The organism is Naasia aerilata (assembly GCF_030296595.1).
Classification (GTDB): domain Bacteria; phylum Actinomycetota; class Actinomycetes; order Actinomycetales; family Microbacteriaceae; genus Naasia; species Naasia aerilata.
In genome coordinates, this window is sequence record NZ_AP027731.1 from 948,654 (window position 1) to 964,476 (window position 15,823).

Annotated in this window: 18 protein-coding genes, 1 tRNA gene and 1 pseudogene; 8 read left to right on the forward strand and 12 right to left on the reverse strand. The window is 71.5% G+C overall.

Features of this window, described 5'->3' with window-relative positions:
- The first annotated feature begins 435 nt into the window (after positions 1–435).
- Both QUE51_RS05150 and QUE51_RS05155 read left to right on the forward strand, forming a co-directional pair.
- The gene (locus QUE51_RS05150) at positions 436–1,467 is read left to right on the forward strand and encodes a LacI family DNA-binding transcriptional regulator (protein WP_286278550.1); all 1,032 of its coding nucleotides are present in this window, start codon (positions 436–438) and stop codon (positions 1,465–1,467) included.
- Between the two features lie 19 nt (positions 1,468–1,486).
- A complete protein-coding gene (locus tag QUE51_RS05155) occupies positions 1,487–2,161 on the forward strand; it encodes a type 1 glutamine amidotransferase (RefSeq protein WP_286278551.1) in 675 nt (224 codons plus the stop codon).
- Here the strand turns inward: QUE51_RS05155 and QUE51_RS05160 are convergent, their stop codons facing one another.
- Both QUE51_RS05160 and QUE51_RS05165 read right to left on the reverse strand, forming a co-directional pair.
- Entirely contained in the window at positions 2,162–2,386 is a 225-nt protein-coding gene (locus QUE51_RS05160; protein ID WP_286278552.1) for a hypothetical protein, read from the reverse strand. It abuts the gene before it with no gap.
- Between the two features lie 76 nt (positions 2,387–2,462).
- Positions 2,463–2,705: a hypothetical protein gene (locus QUE51_RS05165; protein WP_286278553.1), complete on the reverse strand. Its 243-nt coding sequence runs from the start codon at positions 2,703–2,705 to the stop codon at positions 2,463–2,465.
- Between the two features lie 132 nt (positions 2,706–2,837).
- On the opposite strand from QUE51_RS05165, the gene QUE51_RS05170 reads away from it, so the two are divergent.
- Positions 2,838–3,917 carry a DNA polymerase IV gene (locus QUE51_RS05170; protein WP_491562651.1) on the forward strand — a complete coding sequence of 360 codons (1,080 nt, stop codon included), beginning with the start codon at positions 2,838–2,840 and terminating at the stop codon, positions 3,915–3,917.
- Between the two features lie 36 nt (positions 3,918–3,953).
- Here QUE51_RS05170 and QUE51_RS17815 read toward each other — a convergent pair whose 3' ends face one another.
- From QUE51_RS17815 to QUE51_RS05190, 5 genes and pseudogenes are all read right to left on the reverse strand, one after another.
- A complete protein-coding gene (locus tag QUE51_RS17815) occupies positions 3,954–4,139 on the reverse strand; it encodes an AMP-binding enzyme (RefSeq protein ID WP_350226721.1) in 186 nt (61 codons plus the stop codon).
- A gap of 55 nt (positions 4,140–4,194) precedes the next feature.
- A complete protein-coding gene (locus tag QUE51_RS05175) occupies positions 4,195–5,508 on the reverse strand; it encodes an AMP-binding protein (protein ID WP_350226722.1) in 1,314 nt (437 codons plus the stop codon).
- A 15-nt stretch (positions 5,509–5,523) separates the two neighbouring features.
- On the reverse strand, positions 5,524–5,982 hold the full coding sequence (locus QUE51_RS05180) for a MaoC family dehydratase (protein ID WP_286278554.1): 459 nt from the start codon (positions 5,980–5,982) through the stop codon (positions 5,524–5,526).
- Positions 5,979–6,880: pseudogene (locus tag QUE51_RS05185) on the reverse strand (amidohydrolase family protein). Before QUE51_RS05185 ends, QUE51_RS05180 begins: the two are co-directional and overlap by 4 nt.
- Positions 6,877–7,809, reverse strand: coding sequence for an SDR family NAD(P)-dependent oxidoreductase (locus QUE51_RS05190; protein WP_286278555.1), 933 nt, complete (start codon positions 7,807–7,809; stop codon positions 6,877–6,879). Before QUE51_RS05190 ends, QUE51_RS05185 begins: the two are co-directional and overlap by 4 nt.
- Positions 7,810–7,882: 73 nt before the next feature.
- Between QUE51_RS05190 and QUE51_RS05195 the strand changes: the two genes are divergently transcribed.
- Together QUE51_RS05195 and QUE51_RS05200 are read left to right on the forward strand one after the other, a co-directional pair.
- Positions 7,883–8,335, forward strand: coding sequence for a MarR family winged helix-turn-helix transcriptional regulator (locus QUE51_RS05195; protein WP_286278556.1), 453 nt, complete (start codon positions 7,883–7,885; stop codon positions 8,333–8,335).
- 44 nt (positions 8,336–8,379) lie between these two features.
- Positions 8,380–9,402 carry an AAA family ATPase gene (locus tag QUE51_RS05200; RefSeq protein WP_286278557.1) on the forward strand — a complete coding sequence of 341 codons (1,023 nt, stop codon included), beginning with the start codon at positions 8,380–8,382 and terminating at the stop codon, positions 9,400–9,402.
- Positions 9,403–9,497: 95 nt separating this feature from the next.
- Here QUE51_RS05200 and QUE51_RS05205 read toward each other — a convergent pair whose 3' ends face one another.
- The gene (locus QUE51_RS05205) at positions 9,498–10,445 is read right to left on the reverse strand and encodes a hypothetical protein (RefSeq protein WP_286278558.1); all 948 of its coding nucleotides are present in this window, start codon (positions 10,443–10,445) and stop codon (positions 9,498–9,500) included.
- A 155-nt stretch (positions 10,446–10,600) separates the two neighbouring features.
- Between QUE51_RS05205 and QUE51_RS05210 the strand changes: the two genes are divergently transcribed.
- Together QUE51_RS05210 and QUE51_RS05215 are read left to right on the forward strand one after the other, a co-directional pair.
- The gene (locus QUE51_RS05210; RefSeq protein WP_286278559.1) at positions 10,601–11,746 is read left to right on the forward strand and encodes a sensor histidine kinase; all 1,146 of its coding nucleotides are present in this window, start codon (positions 10,601–10,603) and stop codon (positions 11,744–11,746) included.
- Complete coding sequence (locus QUE51_RS05215; RefSeq protein ID WP_286278560.1) at positions 11,743–12,411, forward strand: response regulator transcription factor; 669 nt, start codon at positions 11,743–11,745, stop codon at positions 12,409–12,411. Before QUE51_RS05210 ends, QUE51_RS05215 begins: the two co-directional genes overlap by 4 nt.
- Positions 12,412–12,449: 38 nt before the next feature.
- Here the strand turns inward: QUE51_RS05215 and QUE51_RS05220 are convergent, their stop codons facing one another.
- Both QUE51_RS05220 and QUE51_RS05225 read right to left on the reverse strand, forming a co-directional pair.
- Positions 12,450–12,713: a hypothetical protein gene (locus tag QUE51_RS05220; RefSeq protein WP_286278561.1), complete on the reverse strand. Its 264-nt coding sequence runs from the start codon at positions 12,711–12,713 to the stop codon at positions 12,450–12,452.
- Between the two features lie 103 nt (positions 12,714–12,816).
- Positions 12,817–12,906: transfer RNA gene (locus QUE51_RS05225), tRNA-Ser, on the reverse strand.
- 114 nt (positions 12,907–13,020) lie between these two features.
- On the opposite strand from QUE51_RS05225, the gene radA reads away from it, so the two are divergent.
- A complete protein-coding gene (gene radA, locus QUE51_RS05230) occupies positions 13,021–14,352 on the forward strand; it encodes a DNA repair protein RadA (RefSeq protein WP_286278562.1) in 1,332 nt (443 codons plus the stop codon).
- 39 nt (positions 14,353–14,391) lie between these two features.
- Here radA and QUE51_RS05235 read toward each other — a convergent pair whose 3' ends face one another.
- Positions 14,392–15,030 carry a hypothetical protein gene (locus QUE51_RS05235; RefSeq protein WP_286278563.1) on the reverse strand — a complete coding sequence of 213 codons (639 nt, stop codon included), beginning with the start codon at positions 15,028–15,030 and terminating at the stop codon, positions 14,392–14,394.
- 60 nt (positions 15,031–15,090) lie between these two features.
- On the reverse strand, positions 15,091–15,597 hold the full coding sequence (locus QUE51_RS05240) for an amino-acid N-acetyltransferase (protein WP_286278564.1): 507 nt from the start codon (positions 15,595–15,597) through the stop codon (positions 15,091–15,093).
- Between the last annotated feature and the right edge of the window lie 226 nt (positions 15,598–15,823).

Below are 15,823 nucleotides of genomic sequence, written 5' to 3' on the forward strand. Positions count from 1 at the left end.
GTCCAAAGCCGACTCGAGGCGCGCCCCGGCGCCGGGAGAAGAGGCGGTGAGGCGGACACGCCGTTCCAGAGTTCCGTCTTGCTCGTCCCAGGTCTCGTGGATCGCGGCCGTCACGACGCCGAGGCTGAGACCCCATTCGGTGGTTACGCGGGAGCCGACCCGCCGGCTCCCTCGTGGCCGGAAGTCGCCCACCTCGCCGGATAGCAGGACGAGCCGAGGCGCCGAAACAGTGACCGAAACGGGGAGATCTGACGCGGCCACGACCGCTTCGCCGCTGTCTAGGGCCATCGCCACGGAGATCGTCATGCGAATGGGCTCCCTTGCCAGGTCTCAGCGAAAACTACCGAAAGGCTTTTCAGCAAGATAGAGTGGATCCTGGCCGGAGGTCAATCCGGCACACCGAGTTGGGGCGCTGGCGAAGAGCCCGGGGGACGGATGAGCGCAGAAGACGCCCCGTCGCGGCCCCGCACTGCGACCCTCAGCGATGTCGCTCGAGCTGCGGGAGTCTCGATCGCCACGGCATCCAAGGCTCTGAATGGCCGAGATCAGGTGAAGGCGGAGACGCGTGACCGCGTCCTGCGGGCAGCGGAGCGACTCTCCTTCTTCCCCAACGCGCTCGCGAAAGGGCTGCTCGCAGGTCGAACGGGAACGGTTGGACTCCTCACCTCCGACCTGGAGGGCCGGTTCTCCATCCCGATCCTCATGGGGGCGGAGGACGCCTTCGGCGCCGGCAAGATGTCGGTCTTCCTCTGTGATGCCCGGGGTGATGCCATCCGCGAGCAGCACCACGTGCAGGCCCTGCTGTCCCGCCGCGTGGACGGGCTCATCGTGGTCGGGTCCAGCACGAACCCCCGGACGTCCCTCGGCTCCGACCTGCCTGTGCCAGTGGTCTACGTATACGGTCCCTCCGAGGATCCCGCGGACCTGTCGATCATCACCGACAACGTCGACGCCGGCAGGCAGGCGGTCGACCACCTCATCGCCACCGGCCGCCGGCGCATCGCGCACATCTCGGGGGATGTCTCCTACTCGGCGGCCCGCGACCGGGCCGAGGGAGTGACCACAGCACTGACCGAAGCGGGACTGCCTCTTTCGGGCGAGCGAGTGATGTTCGGCTCGTGGAGCGAGAGCTGGGGCCGTGGCGCCACGCGGCTGCTGCTCGAGCGCGCGCCCGACACCGACGCCATCGTCGCGGGAAGCGACCAGATCGCGCGAGGCGTCATGGACGCCCTCCACGAACGCCGCGTCGACATCCCGGAGGACATCGCGGTGATCGGCTTCGACAACTGGGCCGTCCTCGCCACCAACTCCCGCCCGCAGTTGACGAGCGTCGACCTGCGACTCGAGGAGCTCGGGCGACTGGCAGCTCAGCGGCTCTTCGAGGCGATGGACGGCGATGTGCGCCACGGCGTGGAGAGTCTGCGCTCCCGTGTGGTCACCAGGGGCTCGACCACTCCTTCGCACTGACCTCTTGTAGCGTCGAGGAGTGGATCCCGCTCCCGATGCCCCCGTCCTCATCGTGCAGCACGAGAGCACGGTCGGCCCCGGCAACCTGACCGGCTGGCTCGACGCGCAGCGCATCCCGTGGCAGCTGGCCGACGCCCGCGCTTCCCGCTACCCGGAGAGACCCTGGCGAGCGATCGTCGTGCTCGGCAGCGAGGCATCCGCCTACGACGACACCCTCGACTGGCTGCGTGCCGAGAAGGCATACCTGCAGCCGCTCGTGGACTCGGGGACGCCGGTCCTCGGCCTGTGCTTCGGCGCCCAGCTGCTGGCCGTCCTCACCGGCGGGGAGGTGCGCCGCGCCGCCGCGACGATCCGTGGCTGGACCGACGTCCGGTCGGAGGAGGAGACTCTCGGCGGCCGCTGGCTGTCGTGGCACGGCGACGAGATCCTGCCCGCTTCCTCCGCCGAGGTCGTCGCCCGCAGCGCCACCTGCGTGGAGGCGTTTCGCGTGGGCCCGCACCTCGGGCTCCAGTTCCACCCCGAGGTCACCGCGGACATCGTGGCGGGCTGGACCGAGGAGGACTTCGGAGCATCGGGACTCGAGGCGGAGGCGTCCCGCGTCGAGCGCGACACCGCTTCCTGCCTGACCGACGCGACTGTGGGAGCGGCGGCGATCTACGAGCGGTTCTTCACGCGCGTGCCCGTGGAGAGCTAGTCAGAGCTCCTGGCCGTGCCGCTCCAGGAAGCACCGCGCGGAGTGCCGGGAGTAGAGCCGCGCCAGCCGGTCGATCGCCTCATGCGTGATCGACGACGGCGCCTCCTGCAGCAGATGCGTGCGGCAGGAGAAGCACCACTGCGCGATCCCCTTTTCGGTCAACACGAGGATCCCGTCGAGGAGGAGCCGGTCGTAGCGCTGCACGGCGGATTCGAGGACGTCCATGCGCGATTGTCGCGATCCCGGGCCCGACGAGCGGGAGCGACACTCCGACGGCAACCTCGGCGTTACCTTCCGGCGCTCACGCAGGGCAGCAGTCGGCGGGACCATCGGCTGCCGGCTGCAGCGCGGCACAGCACTCCTCGACCTGGCGACGGGAGCCGGCGACGAGCTGCGCCAGCCGGTGTCGCCAGGAGGCTGCCGAGACGGGAGCTCTCTCCTCCGCGATCCGGCGCCGCTCGAGCTCCTCGAGGAGGCGCGATTCCGCCGCCGCGCGCAGGTGAGGGAAGTAGAACTCGGCCACGAACATCGGGGCCCCCTTCATCGATGGATGTCGATAGTCTGGCGCCTCGCATCCATCGACACAGGTCGATGAACTGCCGTCTTCCGTCGAAGAACGGCCACCCTCGACTCACTCCGTCTTCGCCATCCGACCCGTGACCGGCACACTGGTCCCGTGAGCGATGAGGCCGTCCCCTGGGTGCTCCACGTGGACATGGACCAGTTCATCGCCGCGGTGGAGATCCTGCGGAACCCCGAGCTCGCCGGGAAGCCGGTGATCGTGGGCGGGCGCGGCGACCCGACCGAGCGCGCCGTCGTCTCCACAGCGTCCTACGAGGCGCGCGCCTTCGGAGTCGGCTCCGGCATGCCGCTGCGGATCGCGGCGCGCAAGGTGCCCGATGCTGTTCTCCTGCCGGTCGACCGCGACGCCTACACGGCCGCCTCGGACGAGGTGATGACGACGCTGCGGGCGCAGCCGGGCGCCACGGTGCAGGTGCTGGGCTGGGATGAGGCCTTCGTCGGGGTGCGCACCGCGGATCCAGAAGGCTACGCGCGGCGACTCCAGCAGGCGGTGCTCGAGCGAACCCAGCTGCACTGCAGCGTGGGGATCGGCGACACCCTCGTGCGCGCCAAGGTGGCCACCGGCTTCGGCAAGCCCCGCGGCGTCTTCCGGCTGACCGCCGACAACTGGCTCGAGGTGATGGGCGCGCGCCCCACCGCCGACCTTTGGGGCGTCGGCTCCAAGATCTCGAAGCGCCTCGCGGCGGGCGGGATCACCACGGTCGCGCAGCTCGCCGCAACGGATCCGCAGACGCTCGTGGCCGAGTTCGGCCCCCGGATGGGTCCTTGGTACGCCCAGCTCGGCCGCGGTGACGGAACTCGAGTGGTCGACGACACGCCATGGGTCGCGCGAGGGCACAGCCGGGAGACGACCTACCAGCGGAACCTCAGCGAGCCCGACGAGGTCGAGGACGCCCTGCGCGAGTTGACCGCACAGGTTCTGGAGGACGTCGCAGCAGAGGGGCGACCGGTGATCGGGCTGACGCTGAAGGTCCGGTACGCGCCCTTCGTGACGAGGACGTTCGCGCACCGGATCGCGTCGACCTTCGATCGGGAGACGGTGCTCGCGGAAGTCCTGGCGCTGGCCGGGAGATTCGAGGCCGGCCGCGCCATCCGCCTCCTGGGACTCCGCGCCGAGATGCCGATGCCGGAGGACGCCCGGGAGGGACACACGCCGACCCGCAGCGGCTGGTGACCAGCGCCGGAGCGCAAGCTCGGCGCGCGGCTCGGGCTAGTCCCGCGTCTCCTCGTCGTACCGGCGACGCAGCAGGTGCTTCTGCACCTTGCCGCTCGCCGTGCGCGGCAGCTCGTCCACGACCTCGAGCGTCCGCGGGACCTTGTAGCGCGCGAGGCGGGTCGACAGCCTCGCCACCATGTCCTCGGGGTCGAGGGTGGTGCCCGGCTTGAGGGTCACCACGGCATGCGGCACCTCCCCCATCGCTCGTGCGGCACGCCGATGACGGCGGCGCCCGTCACCCCTCGAGAGCGAGAAGGACCATCTCCACCTCGGCCGAGTAGATGTTCTCTCCGCCGGAGATGATCATGTCCTTCACCCGGTCGGCGATGAAGAGGAACCCACGGTCGTCGGTGTAGCCGATGTCGCCCGTCTTGAACCAGCCGTCCTCGGTGAAGGCGGCGGCCGTCGCGTCCGGGTTGCCCCAGTACTCGAGGAACACGTTGGGGCCGCGCACCTCGATCTCACCGAGCACCCCGGGATCGTCGGCGCCGGCGATCCGGAACTGAGTGAAGGAGTGGGCGAGCCCCGCCGACCCTGCTCGCTCCACCGAGAAGCGCGCCGGCAGCATGGTGACGCCGGGCGCCGTCTCGGTGAGCCCGTAGCCGCCGGAGAACGCGAGGCCGCGCGCCTCGTAGGCGTCACGGACCCGCGCAGGAACCGGAGACCCGCCGCAGGTCAGCATCCGCAGCGACGAGAGGTCGGTGCCGGCCCAGGCGGGATCGTCGAGCATCAGCTGGTAGGTCGTGGGCACGCCGCTGATGGCGGTGGCGCGCAGGCGCTCGATGGCGGCCAGCGCGCCGCCGGGCAGGAAACGCTCCTCGAGGAGGACCGTTCCTCCCTTGAGCAGGACGGGGAGGCAGCCCATGCCCAGCGAGGCCACGTGGAACAGCGGCGAGATCATGAGCGCGCGGTCCGACCCGGCCAGGTCGTAATCGGCGATCACGTTGACCGCGTTCCACGTCAGGTTGCCGTGCGTGAGGACGGCGCCCTTCGGCCGCCCCGTCGTGCCCGAGGTGTAGATGATGAGCGCCCGATCCTCGAGCGTCACCGCCGGCAGATCGACAGGCTCGGCCGGCGCGTTCCTCAGCACGTCCTCGTAGCGCTCGGCGTCCGCATCCGGCACGACCGGGTCGTCCGCGTCGGCCTCCCCGACCACGATCCTGGTGGCCGGACGCCCGGCCTCCCTGAGCGCCCCGGCCGCGATCGGGTCGAGCGACACCGAGTTGAGCAGGAGGGCTGCACCGGAGTCGGTCAGCATGTAGCCGAGCTCGGCCACGGAGAGGCGCGTGTTCAGCGGCACGAACACGGCGCCGATGCGCGCGGTGGCGAACAGCGCCTCCACGAAGGACGGATGGTTGTTGCCGAGGTAGGCGACCCGGTCCCCCGCCCGGATGCCGCGCTGCTGCAGGGCGGCGGCCAGCCGGTCGACCCGGTCCGCGAGCTCGGCGTAGCCGATCTCCGCGTCGCGGAACACGAGCGCGACGCCACTGGCGGACGACACCGCTCGACGGCGGAGCCAGCCGCCGATGCCCTCGGGAAGAACCGTCACCGTGGTTCCCTTCGTCTAGCGCAGGAAGCGGGCGAGGAAGTCGACGACGACCGCCGGCCGCTCCTGCCCCTCGATCTCGATGACGCCGGAGGTCGTGAGCTGAACGCCGCCCTTGACCTCCTCGACCTTTGTGAGGGTCGCCTTCATGCGGACCCGGGCGCCGACCTTCACGGGCGACGTGAACCGCACGCGGTCGAGGCCGTAGTTGATCTTCGTGCCGACGCCCTCGACGTCGAAGATCGACGACCAGAGCGGGATCAGCAGCGAGAGGGTCAGGAAGCCGTGCGCGATAGCGCCGCCGAAGGGCCCCTCCTTCGCGCGCTCGGGGTCGGTGTGGATCCACTGGTGGTCATCGGTCGCGTCGGCGAAGGTGTTCACCCGCTCCTGGGTGATCTCGAGCCACTCGGAGGGCCCGATCTCGGTGCCGACCAGGGCCGGCAGCTCGTCGATGGTCACGATCTTCTTGTCGGTCATTTGTTCTCCTTGGTGAGTCCGAGCAGGCGGATGGCGTTGTCGCGCAGGATCTTGGACCGCACCTCGTCCTTGAGCTCCAGCGCGTCGAAGTCGCGGCGCCAGCGATCGGGGGTGAGCAGCGGGAAGTCGGAGCCGAAAAGGACCTTGTCCTGCAGGAACGAGTTCGCGGCCCGGACGAGTTGGGCAGGGAAGTACTTGGGGCTCCAGCCGGACAGGTCGATGGCGACGTTGCCCTTGTGGGTCGCGATCGAGATGGCTTCGTCCTGCCACGGCACCGACGGGTGGGCGAGGATGAGCCGGAGGTCGGGGAAGTCGGCCGCGACGTCGTCGAGGAGCATCGGATCCGAGTAGCGGAGCCGGAAACCCCCACCGCCAGGGGTTCCCGCGCCGATTCCGGTCTGCCCGGTGTGCACGATGGCCGGCACGCCGAGCTCGGCGATGGCCTGCCACAGGGGGCGGAACTCGTCCGCGCTCGGAGCGAAGCCCTGCACGGTCGGGTGCAGCTTGACGCCCCGAGCTCCGTGGTCGACGACGAGCTCGCGGAGGAGGTCGACGGCCGCCTCGCCCTGCCGCGGGTCGACCGAGGCGAACGGCAGGAGGACGTCCGCCTGGTCCGCCGCCTGGTCGATGATCTCGGCGCTCGGGATCGGCTCGTGGCCCAGCTGGGTGCGCGCGTCGACCGTGAAGACCACGGCCGCCATCCGGCGCTCCCGGTAGTAGGACGCGATGCCGGCGAGGTCGGGAGTGACCCCGTCCGTGCGGAAGTAGCGGGCTGCGGCCTCGGCGAGCTCGGGGGCAGCGACGAGTGGCCGTCCGATCCGACCTCGACATGGACGTGGACGTCGAAGGCTTCGATGCGGTCGACGTCGATCGCGGGCGTGTACACGGCTCGGGTCAGCTCGCGGGGCGGTTGAGCTCGTCGGGCAACGGCGGGAACTTCTCGCCGACGCTCTGCAGCTCGCTCAGGATGCGCGGCGCGACCTGCTCCGCGAGCGCATCGGCCGTCCAGCCGCCGTCGCGCAGCTCGCTGAACACGGGCTCCGGGTGGGACCAGAGCTGGACGCGATCGCCTCCTGCGCCGATCACCTGGCCGCTGATCCCCGCCGCCTCGTCGGAGGCGAGGAAGACCACGAGCCCGGCGACGTCCTCCGCGGTGCCGAAGCCGAGGTCCTTGCGGAAGAAGTCCGGCATCGGCCGCCCCGCGTCCTCCGCCTCGATGGCCGCGGCGAAGTAGGGGATGGTGCGCGTCATCGCGGTGGCCGCAACGGGGACGACGGCGTTGACGAGCACGCCGGCGCGGGCCATCTCGAGGGCCCAGGTGCGGACCATGCCCACGATGCCGGCCTTCGCCGCGGCGTAGTTGGTCTGGCCGAAGTTGCCGCGCTGGCCCGTGGGCGAGCCGATCGTGATGATGCGGCCGGCGATGCCCCGGTCCTTGAAGGAGGCGAAGGCGGCACGCACGCAGGTGAAGGTGCCCCGCAGATGCACGTTGACAACCTGGTCGAAGTCGTCGTCGGTCATCTTCAGCAGCGACTTGTCGCGGAGGATGCCGGCGTTCGTCACGAGGATGTCCAGCCCGCCGAACTCGCTCACGGCGGTGTCGACGAGCTGCTGGGCGACCTCCGAGGTCCCGACGGGCGCGACGACGGCGACCGCGCGTCCCCCGGCGCCGACGATGGCGGAGACGGTCGACTCCGCGGCTTCGGCGGAGACGTCGTTGACCACGACCGCGGCCCCCGCTTCGGCGAGCGCGAGTGCGTAGGCGGCGCCGAGGCCGGCACCGCTGCCGGTGACGATGGCGGTCTTGCCTTGGAGGGATACGGCCATGGAAGCTCCTTCGCTGACGCTGGATTAGACTACGGCAACAATAGTTGATCCTTCCAACGGTTTCGAGGTTCCGATGCAGGACGACCTTCCCGCCGACGAGCTGCCCCTGCTCGGCGAGATCGGCTTCCTCGCGGTGCGCACCGGCGCCACCGCGATGCGGCTGGCTCGCGAACGCCTCAAGCCCCTCGGCCTGCACGTGCGCTCCTACTCGGTGCTGGCCCTCTCCGCGACGGACACCGGCCGCACTCAGCGCGAGGTCGCCGAGTACCTCGACCTCGACCCCAGCCAGGTCGTGAGCCTCGTCGACGAGCTCGAGCGCGCGGGACTGGTCACGCGCGAGGTGGCGCCCGGCGACCGGCGTTCGAAGCTGGTCCGAGCCACCCCCGAGGGGTTCGCCGTCCTGCCCGCTGCGCGCGAGGCGACCGCATCGGCGGAGGCCGAGGTGCTCGCGGCGCTCCTCCCGGCCGAGCGGGAGACGCTCCTGCGGATGCTGCAGAAGGTGACGGTCCCGCAGGCACGGTCCTGATCAACCCCGGCTTCCCCGAAGCCGGCGGGACTAGGCTCCCCGGCATGCCCGGCAGCCGCAACCCACTCGACGACCTGCGCGAGAACATCGGCCACCTGGGCGACCTGCTCAAGAAGCCCGGCTTCGAGCGGGTGGACGACCTCGTCGGCGACCTCTTCGGGAGCCGCCCGAGCCCCGCACGCCCGCTCGCGGAGGTGCAGGCCGACCTGGATGCGCTCGTCGGGCTCGACACCGTGAAGGAGCAGGTGCGGGCGCTCGTCGCGTTCCTCCAGGTGCAGGCCCGCCGGAAGGCGCACGGCCTGCCGGAGGTGGCCACGTCCCAGCACCTGGTCTTCCTCGGCAACCCCGGGACGGGCAAGACCACCGTGGCGCGGCTGCTCGCCGAGATGTACCGGGCGGTCGGCCTGCTGCAGAAGGGCCACCTGGTCGAGGTGGACCGATCGGGCCTGGTCGGGCAGTACGTCGGCGCGACGGCCCTCAAGACCGACCGCGTCATCCGGCGCGCGCTCGACGGCGTCCTCTTCATCGACGAGGCGTACGCGCTCGCCCCCGAGGACGGCCGGATGGACTTCGGTCCCGAGGCCATCGAGGTTCTGCTGAAGCGGATGGAGGATCATCGGCACCGGCTCATCGTGATCGTCGCCGGCTACCCGCGGCTCATGGAGGCGTTCCTGCTCTCCAACCCCGGACTGCGCTCACGCTTCGCGCGCGAGATCACCTTCCCCGACTACTCCGTCGACGAGCTGGCCGCGATCTTCGGCAGCATCGCCCAGCAGCACGAGTACACGCTGGAACCGGGGGCCGAGCAGACGCTGCGGAGCATCCTGTCCGGCCTCCGCGCCGGCGAGGAGTCGGGGAACGCCCGCTTCGCACGCACGCTGTTCGAGCAGGCCCTCAACCGGCAGGCGCTTCGGCTCTCCGCGGGACACGACCTCGCCCTCGACGAGCTCGATCGGAACGAGGTGACGACGCTCACCGCCGCCGACCTCGCGGAGGCGGCCCGGGCGCTGGGCGAGGGCCCCGGCCCGGATCCCGAGCAGTCCCGCTGGCGGCGCTGGCTCGGCTGACCGGCGTCACCGCCGCAGCCGAGTGGCGGCCGGGCGATGGTCCGGTCCCACCGCCTCGGTTTCCCGAGAGTGCGGACCACCGCCCCGTGGCAGCATCACGCGGATGACTCGGCCGCAGCGCGCCGGCGGAGCATCAGCACCAGCGCGGCTGCGGTTCCGACCGCCGCGGCCAGGGCCGCCCCGGCGGTCAAGGTCAGCGCATCCGGGCTGAGGAGCGCCTGCCCGCGTTCCGCCTGCCACCAGAGCAGCACGACGAGTCCCGCGGTGCCTGCCGCCGCGATCCGGACGAGCCGGACCCGGGTCGTGCCGTCGAGACGGGTCGTCCTGGCCAGCAGCCAGGCGAGGATCGGCAGCGCCTGCAGCGCGTGCAGGCCGACGAAGTGCGCGACGCGGAGGTCGCCGTGCAGCAGGCTCCAGTCGGTGAGCGGCATCCCGGGTCCGCCGTCCGGAGCGCCCACGGTGTGCCCGCCGGAGTCGCCGGCGGTGCGGTTCACCGTCATGGAGATCGCCTCCGCCATGCCGAGGACGGAGACGGCGAGCCCCCAACGGATGCCCGCGGCGATGCCGGCGTCGAGCCCGCGCTGCCGCCAGAGCAGCACGCCCACCACCATGGTGGCGAGGAACACGAGCGAGATCGCGCCGCCCGCGGCGTAGTACGCGGCCGCGTCGCCGGCCGTCGCCTCGTTGAAGTGGCTCGTCGTCCCGCGCAGCACCTGCGTGTCAATCCACGCGGTCTCGAAGGCGAATACCGCGGTGGTCACGATCGCGAGGACCGTGAGCAGCCGGCGGTGGCCCGTCACGAAGCCGAGCATCCAGCGCAACGTCACCAGGTAGGCGGTGATCGCGATGCCGAACTTGACCGGCTTGAGCCAGGCGGGCGCTCCGTCGATCAGGCGCTGGTCGAGCAGAAGAGCGGTGACGGCGCCCACCAGGACGACCGCACTGACGATGGTCGCCAGCGAGAGGATGCGGAGCGCCGGGGACGGCGACTGCACGGGCGCCCCGGCACGCGGCGTGGCAGTGGCGATTGCGATGGAGGTCATGCCGGCAAGCGTTCCGCGGCGGCCCGCATCCCACATCGTCCTCGCGGCCGCCTCCTCCTCGTCCCGCGGACGGAGGTGCCGGAGCGGGGAGGCCGGTGCGCTCCCCGTCCGCGCCGCTACGGTGCGAAGGAGCCGTCGGAACGGAAGGGGCCAGCATGGCAGTCGACTCCCCCGCCGCCGTCGCGCGCGAGGACCGGATCGCCGACCTCGTCTACGCCGGAGTCGCCGCGCTCGCCGCGGGCGCCGCGGCTCTCGAGTCGGAGTTCTCGCCGGTCGTGGCCGTCTGGCTGCTGGTCGGCCTCGTGCCGTGGGTGCTCGTGGTGCTGCGCCGCGAGCCGCCGCTTCCGGCCTTCGCCGTTCTCGCCCTCGCGCCAGTGCTCGCGGTCACGCTGATCTGGGGGATCGGCGTCGCTCTCTTCGTCGGCACGGCCGCCGCCAGCCGGGTCGCCGCCCGGGCGCAGGGCCTCTGGCTCGTCGCGGCGGTCACCATCGTCGCGGTGGCGCTGCCGTTCCTCCCGCCGCTGGCCGGCCACGAGGCGCAGCTCGGATCCCTCTACTTCGCCTTCGGGAACCTCTTCGGGGTCCTCGTCGGGGTGCTGCTGCGGCGGACCAGCGAGTTGACCCGTCGGCTGCGAGCCGCGGATGCCCGGCTGCTCGAGGCGAGCGCCCGCGAGGAGCGGCACCGGCTGGCCCGCGACGTGCACGACCTCGTCGCACACTCACTCACGGTCGTCGTCCTGCACATCGGCGGAGCCCGGCGGCTGCTGCGATCCGATCCCACGACCACCGAGGCGGCGCTCGGCGATGCCGAGCGGGTGTGCCGGGAGAGCCTGGACGGCATTCGCGGCGTCGTGGGACTGCTCCGCGACGACGGGCAGGCAGCGGATCCCGCCGTCGATCTCGCGGACCTGGTGTCGACGTACCGGGACGCGGGTCGGCCCGCGGAGCTGATCCTGCACGGGGACGCCGATGGGCTGCCGCTGCTCACGCGGGGAACGCTCCACCGGGTCGTGCAGGAGGCGCTCGCGAACGCCTCCCGCTACGCTCCTCCCGGCTCCCCCGTCACCGTCGACGTGGCGGTCACCGACTCCGGAGTCACCGCCCGCATCGAGAACGTCCTGTCCGGCACCGCCCCATCTCCTCGCGGTGCCGGAGGATTCGGGCTGATCGGGCTGCGCGAGCAGGTCGCCGCCGTCGGCGGAGAGCTGACCAGCGGTCCGGCCGGCGCGAACTGGACGGTGCTCTGCCGGCTGCCGGTGGCCACCGGCTCGCTTCCGAGTGCCAGTCGGACGCTCCGATGACCGACACCGTGCGCATCGTCCTGGCCGATGACCAGGCGATGGTCCGCGCCGGACTGGTGCTGATCCTGCGGGCCGAGCCCGGGTTCGAGGTCGTCGCCCAGTGCGAGGACGGCCGGCAGCTCGTGCGCGACGTGACCGAGGCGCAGCCCGACGTGGCCCTGACCGACATCCGGATGCCCGGCATGGACGGGGTCGAGGCGACGCGGCGCATCCGGGCGCTGCCCAGCGGACCGCCGGTGCTGGCCCTGACGACCTTCGACGACGACGACGTGCTGTGGCCGGTGCTCACCGCGGGAGCTGCGGGCTTCGTGCTGAAGGACAGCCCGGCGGAGTCGCTGGTGGCCGCGATCCGCGCCGTGGCGGCGGGAGGCGCCTGGCTCGACCCCCGAGTCCTGCCACGGGTGCTGTCCCGTGCCCGGGAGCAGCCGGCGCCCGAACCCGCCCTGCAGCGGCTCCTGCAGGAGCTGACCGCGCGCGAGCAGGAGGTGCTCCGGCTGGTGTGCCAAGGCGCGAGCAATGCGGAGATCGCTCTGGCGCTCGGCATGGGCGAGCGCACGGTCAAGTCCCACGTCTCGGCGATCCTCGCGAAGCTCGGCGCGCGCGACCGGGCTGCGGCGATCGTCACCGCGTTCCAGGCAGGGTTCCCGGCGTCGCCGGGCAGATGACCCGGGTCCGACGCGGTGCCCGGGAATGCCAGGGGTCCTCAGCCGACCCGCTCGAATTGTCCCGTGTGCGTCGTCTTCCGGCTCGGGGCTGCGTAGAGAAGGGCTCCGACGATGAGCCAGGCGAAGAGGCTCGTGCCGCCCACCGCGGCCAGCACGTAGCCGAGCGGCACGAGAAGCAGAAGCAGAGGCAACTCCTGCAACGCCACGCTCTGCGCAGCAGCGAATCCAGCGGCGATCGCAAGCGGGCCGAGGAGCAGTCCAGCGACAGTCATCCAGCCCAGGGCCGACTTGTAGGGGTTCACTGTCGGCACGCTACCGTCGGGCCAGCCGGCGACGGGGAGGCTGGCCAGCACAGAGCGAAGGCCCCTGCTCCACATGGTCGTGCGGATCCAGGGGCCTTCACAGTGGCGGTAGCGGTGGGATTTGAACCCACGGTGGAGTCGCCCCCACACATGTTTTCGAGACATGCTCCTTAGGCCGCTCGGACACGCTACCGGGGTCGAGTGTACGCGAGCGGGGCGGGCCTCCGCGAACGGGCGCAAGCGGCGGGTTTCCCACGGGTCGGCGTCCCTCCCGGGCGGTGTCGGGGCCCGCGCCTAGGGTGGGCGCATGCCCAAGGCCTCCGCGTCGTCGACCCTGCCCTTCCGCTGCACGGAGTGCGGGTGGAAGACCACCAAGTGGGCCGGACGCTGCGCCGAATGCCAGCAGTGGGGAACCGTCGCCGAGACGGCCGAGAAGGTCGGCATCGTCCGGACCCTGCAGCCGGTCACCATGTCCCAGGACCGCAAGGCGAAGCCGATCGCGGAGATCACGTCCGACGACTCGCAGCACTGGTCGAGCGGCATCGCGGAGTTCGACCGGGTGCTCGGCGGCGGCATCGTGCCGGGGGCCGCGATCCTGCTGTCCGGTGAGCCCGGTGTCGGCAAGTCGACGCTGCTGCTCGAGGTGGCCTCGCGGGCCGCGTCGACCGGCGCGAGCGTCCTCTACATCACCGCGGAGGAGTCGGTCGGCCAGGTGCGCGTCCGTGCCGAGCGCACCGGCGCCCTGCGCCCGCGCCTCTATCTCGCGGCGGAGAACGACCTCGCGTCGGTGCTCGGGCAGATCGAGGCGGTGGAGCCGCAGCTCGTCATCGTCGACTCGGTGCAGACCGTCGCCAGCGCCGACGCGGAGGGCATCGCGGGAGGGCCGTCCCAGGTGCGGGAGGTCGCGCAGACGCTCATCCGCGTGGCCAAGGAGAAGAACATCCCGATCCTGCTGGTGGGCCACGTGACGAAGGACGGCAGCATCGCCGGCCCGCGCCTCCTCGAGCACCTCGTCGACGTCGTGTGCACGTTCGACGGCGATCGGCAGACATCACTGCGCTTCATCCGCGCGCTCAAGAACCGTTTCGGGCCGACCGACGAGGTCGGCTGCTTCGAGATGAACGGCGTCGGCCTCGCCGAGGTGCCCGACCCGTCCGGTCTGTTCCTCAGCCGCAACCCGACCGCGGTGAGCGGCACGTGCACCACGGTCGCCATGGAGGGCCGCCGCGCCCTGCCTGTCGAGGTCCAAGCGCTGGTCGTCGCCTCCTCGGCGCCGCAGCCCCGTCGCGTGACGAACGGCGTGGACTCGAGCCGGGTCGCGATGCTCCTCGCCGTGCTGGAGCGGCGGGCCGGCATCCGGCTCAGCCAGTTCGATGTGTACGTGTCGACCGTGGGCGGCGTGCGGCTGACGGAGCCGGCCGCGGACCTCGCGATCGCCATCGCCGTGGCTTCCGCGGCGGCGGACCTGGCGGTCGCGCACGACGTCGTCGCCGTGGGCGAGATCAGCCTTGCCGGCGAGATCCGGCCGGTGTCACTCGCGTCTCAGCGCGGCGCCGAGGCGGAGCGCATGGGCTTCACGACGGTCCTCGACCACCGGATGTCGACCGCGAAGGCGGCACTCGCCCACGCCTTCGGGTGATCACATCCTGCGGTTGCACCGCGCTCGGAGGGGCCTAGCTCAGTTGAGGACGAAGGTCGCGCTGTCCGAGGCCGGGAAGCCGCCCACGCTCACGTCGAAGTGATAGGTGGCGCCACCGCCGACCGCCTCGGGCCGGTCCTCCGTGTCGCAGGAGTCCGGCGAGGAGCGGACGCGATCCCACGGAAGCGGCGTCGACTGGGCCGGCTCCACGCCACTCGAGGAGGGCGGAAGCGTGTACGGGGCGTCGGCGCCGTTGCTCTGGCAGTCGGTCGACGTCCAGATCGTGTCGCTGCCGCTCGTGATCGTGAACACCTGCTGGCTCGTGCCGGCGTTGAGAGAGCACGGAGCCGCGCCCACGTTGCTGATCGTCCAGGACAGCTGCGGCAGCTCACCCGGCGCGTACTCGCCCTTGTCGGTCAGGGCCGTGACCTGGACCTGCCCCGGCGCGCAAGGCGGGATCGTCCCGTCCGCGGCCGGCGGGGCGGCGGTCTCCACGGGAGCCGGCGCGACGGCCGTCGGCGAGGGGGTCACCGACGCGGCGGGGACCGCCTCGGCGCTCGGCCGCACCACGATGAGCACGACCACGGCGATGACCGCGAGGAGGCCGAGCAGCACGACGATCCGGCGGCGCCAGTAGACGCGGCTGGGCTGCGGCCCTCCCGGATTGCCGATCGACATGCGGTCAGGTTAGGGACCTCAGGCCTTCCGGCCCCGCATTGCCTCGGAGATTCCCTCAGTTCACAGGTGTTTCACCATGCGCGTGTTGCCCAGGGTGTTCGGCTTCACGCGCGCGAGGTCGAGGAACTCGGCGACGCCCTCGTCCGGCGAGCGCACGAGCTCGAGGTACACGTCGGCGTCGACCAGGCTCTCGCTGATCGCCTCGAACCCGTGCCGGGAGAAGAAGGACGTCTCGAACGTCAGGCAGAAGAGGCGGGTGAGCCCCAGCGCGCGGGCCTCCTCCTCCAGCCGCTCCAGGATCGCGTGCCCCACGCCGGAGCGCAGGTGATCGGGCGCGACGGCGAGCGTGCGGACCTCCCCGAGGTCCTCCCACATCACGTGCAGGGCGCCGCACCCGAGAAGGGTGCCCTCGTCGTCGACCGCCACTACGAACTCGTGCACCGACTCGTAGAACGCGACGAGGTTCTTGCCGAGCAGGATGCGCTGCTGCACGAGCGGCTCGACCAGCGCCTGGATGCCGCGCACGTCGCTCGTCCGGGCGGGACGGACGGTGTACGCGGTGCTCATCCGCCCATTCTCCCCGCGTGCTTCTATTGCGGCCAAACCGGGCGCAGGGCAAGCCACCGCAGAACCTCGGTGCAACATCCACTCACCTGACCAAATCAAGGAGATTCGCCGCCCTTCGGGCCTGGATCCGCCTGACCAGGCGGCGCGAGCCCCGCTTCTCCTTGATTTGGTCAGCGTCCGCCCCGGGAACGCGAAAGCGGGACCGGCCCGAAGGCCGATCCGCTTC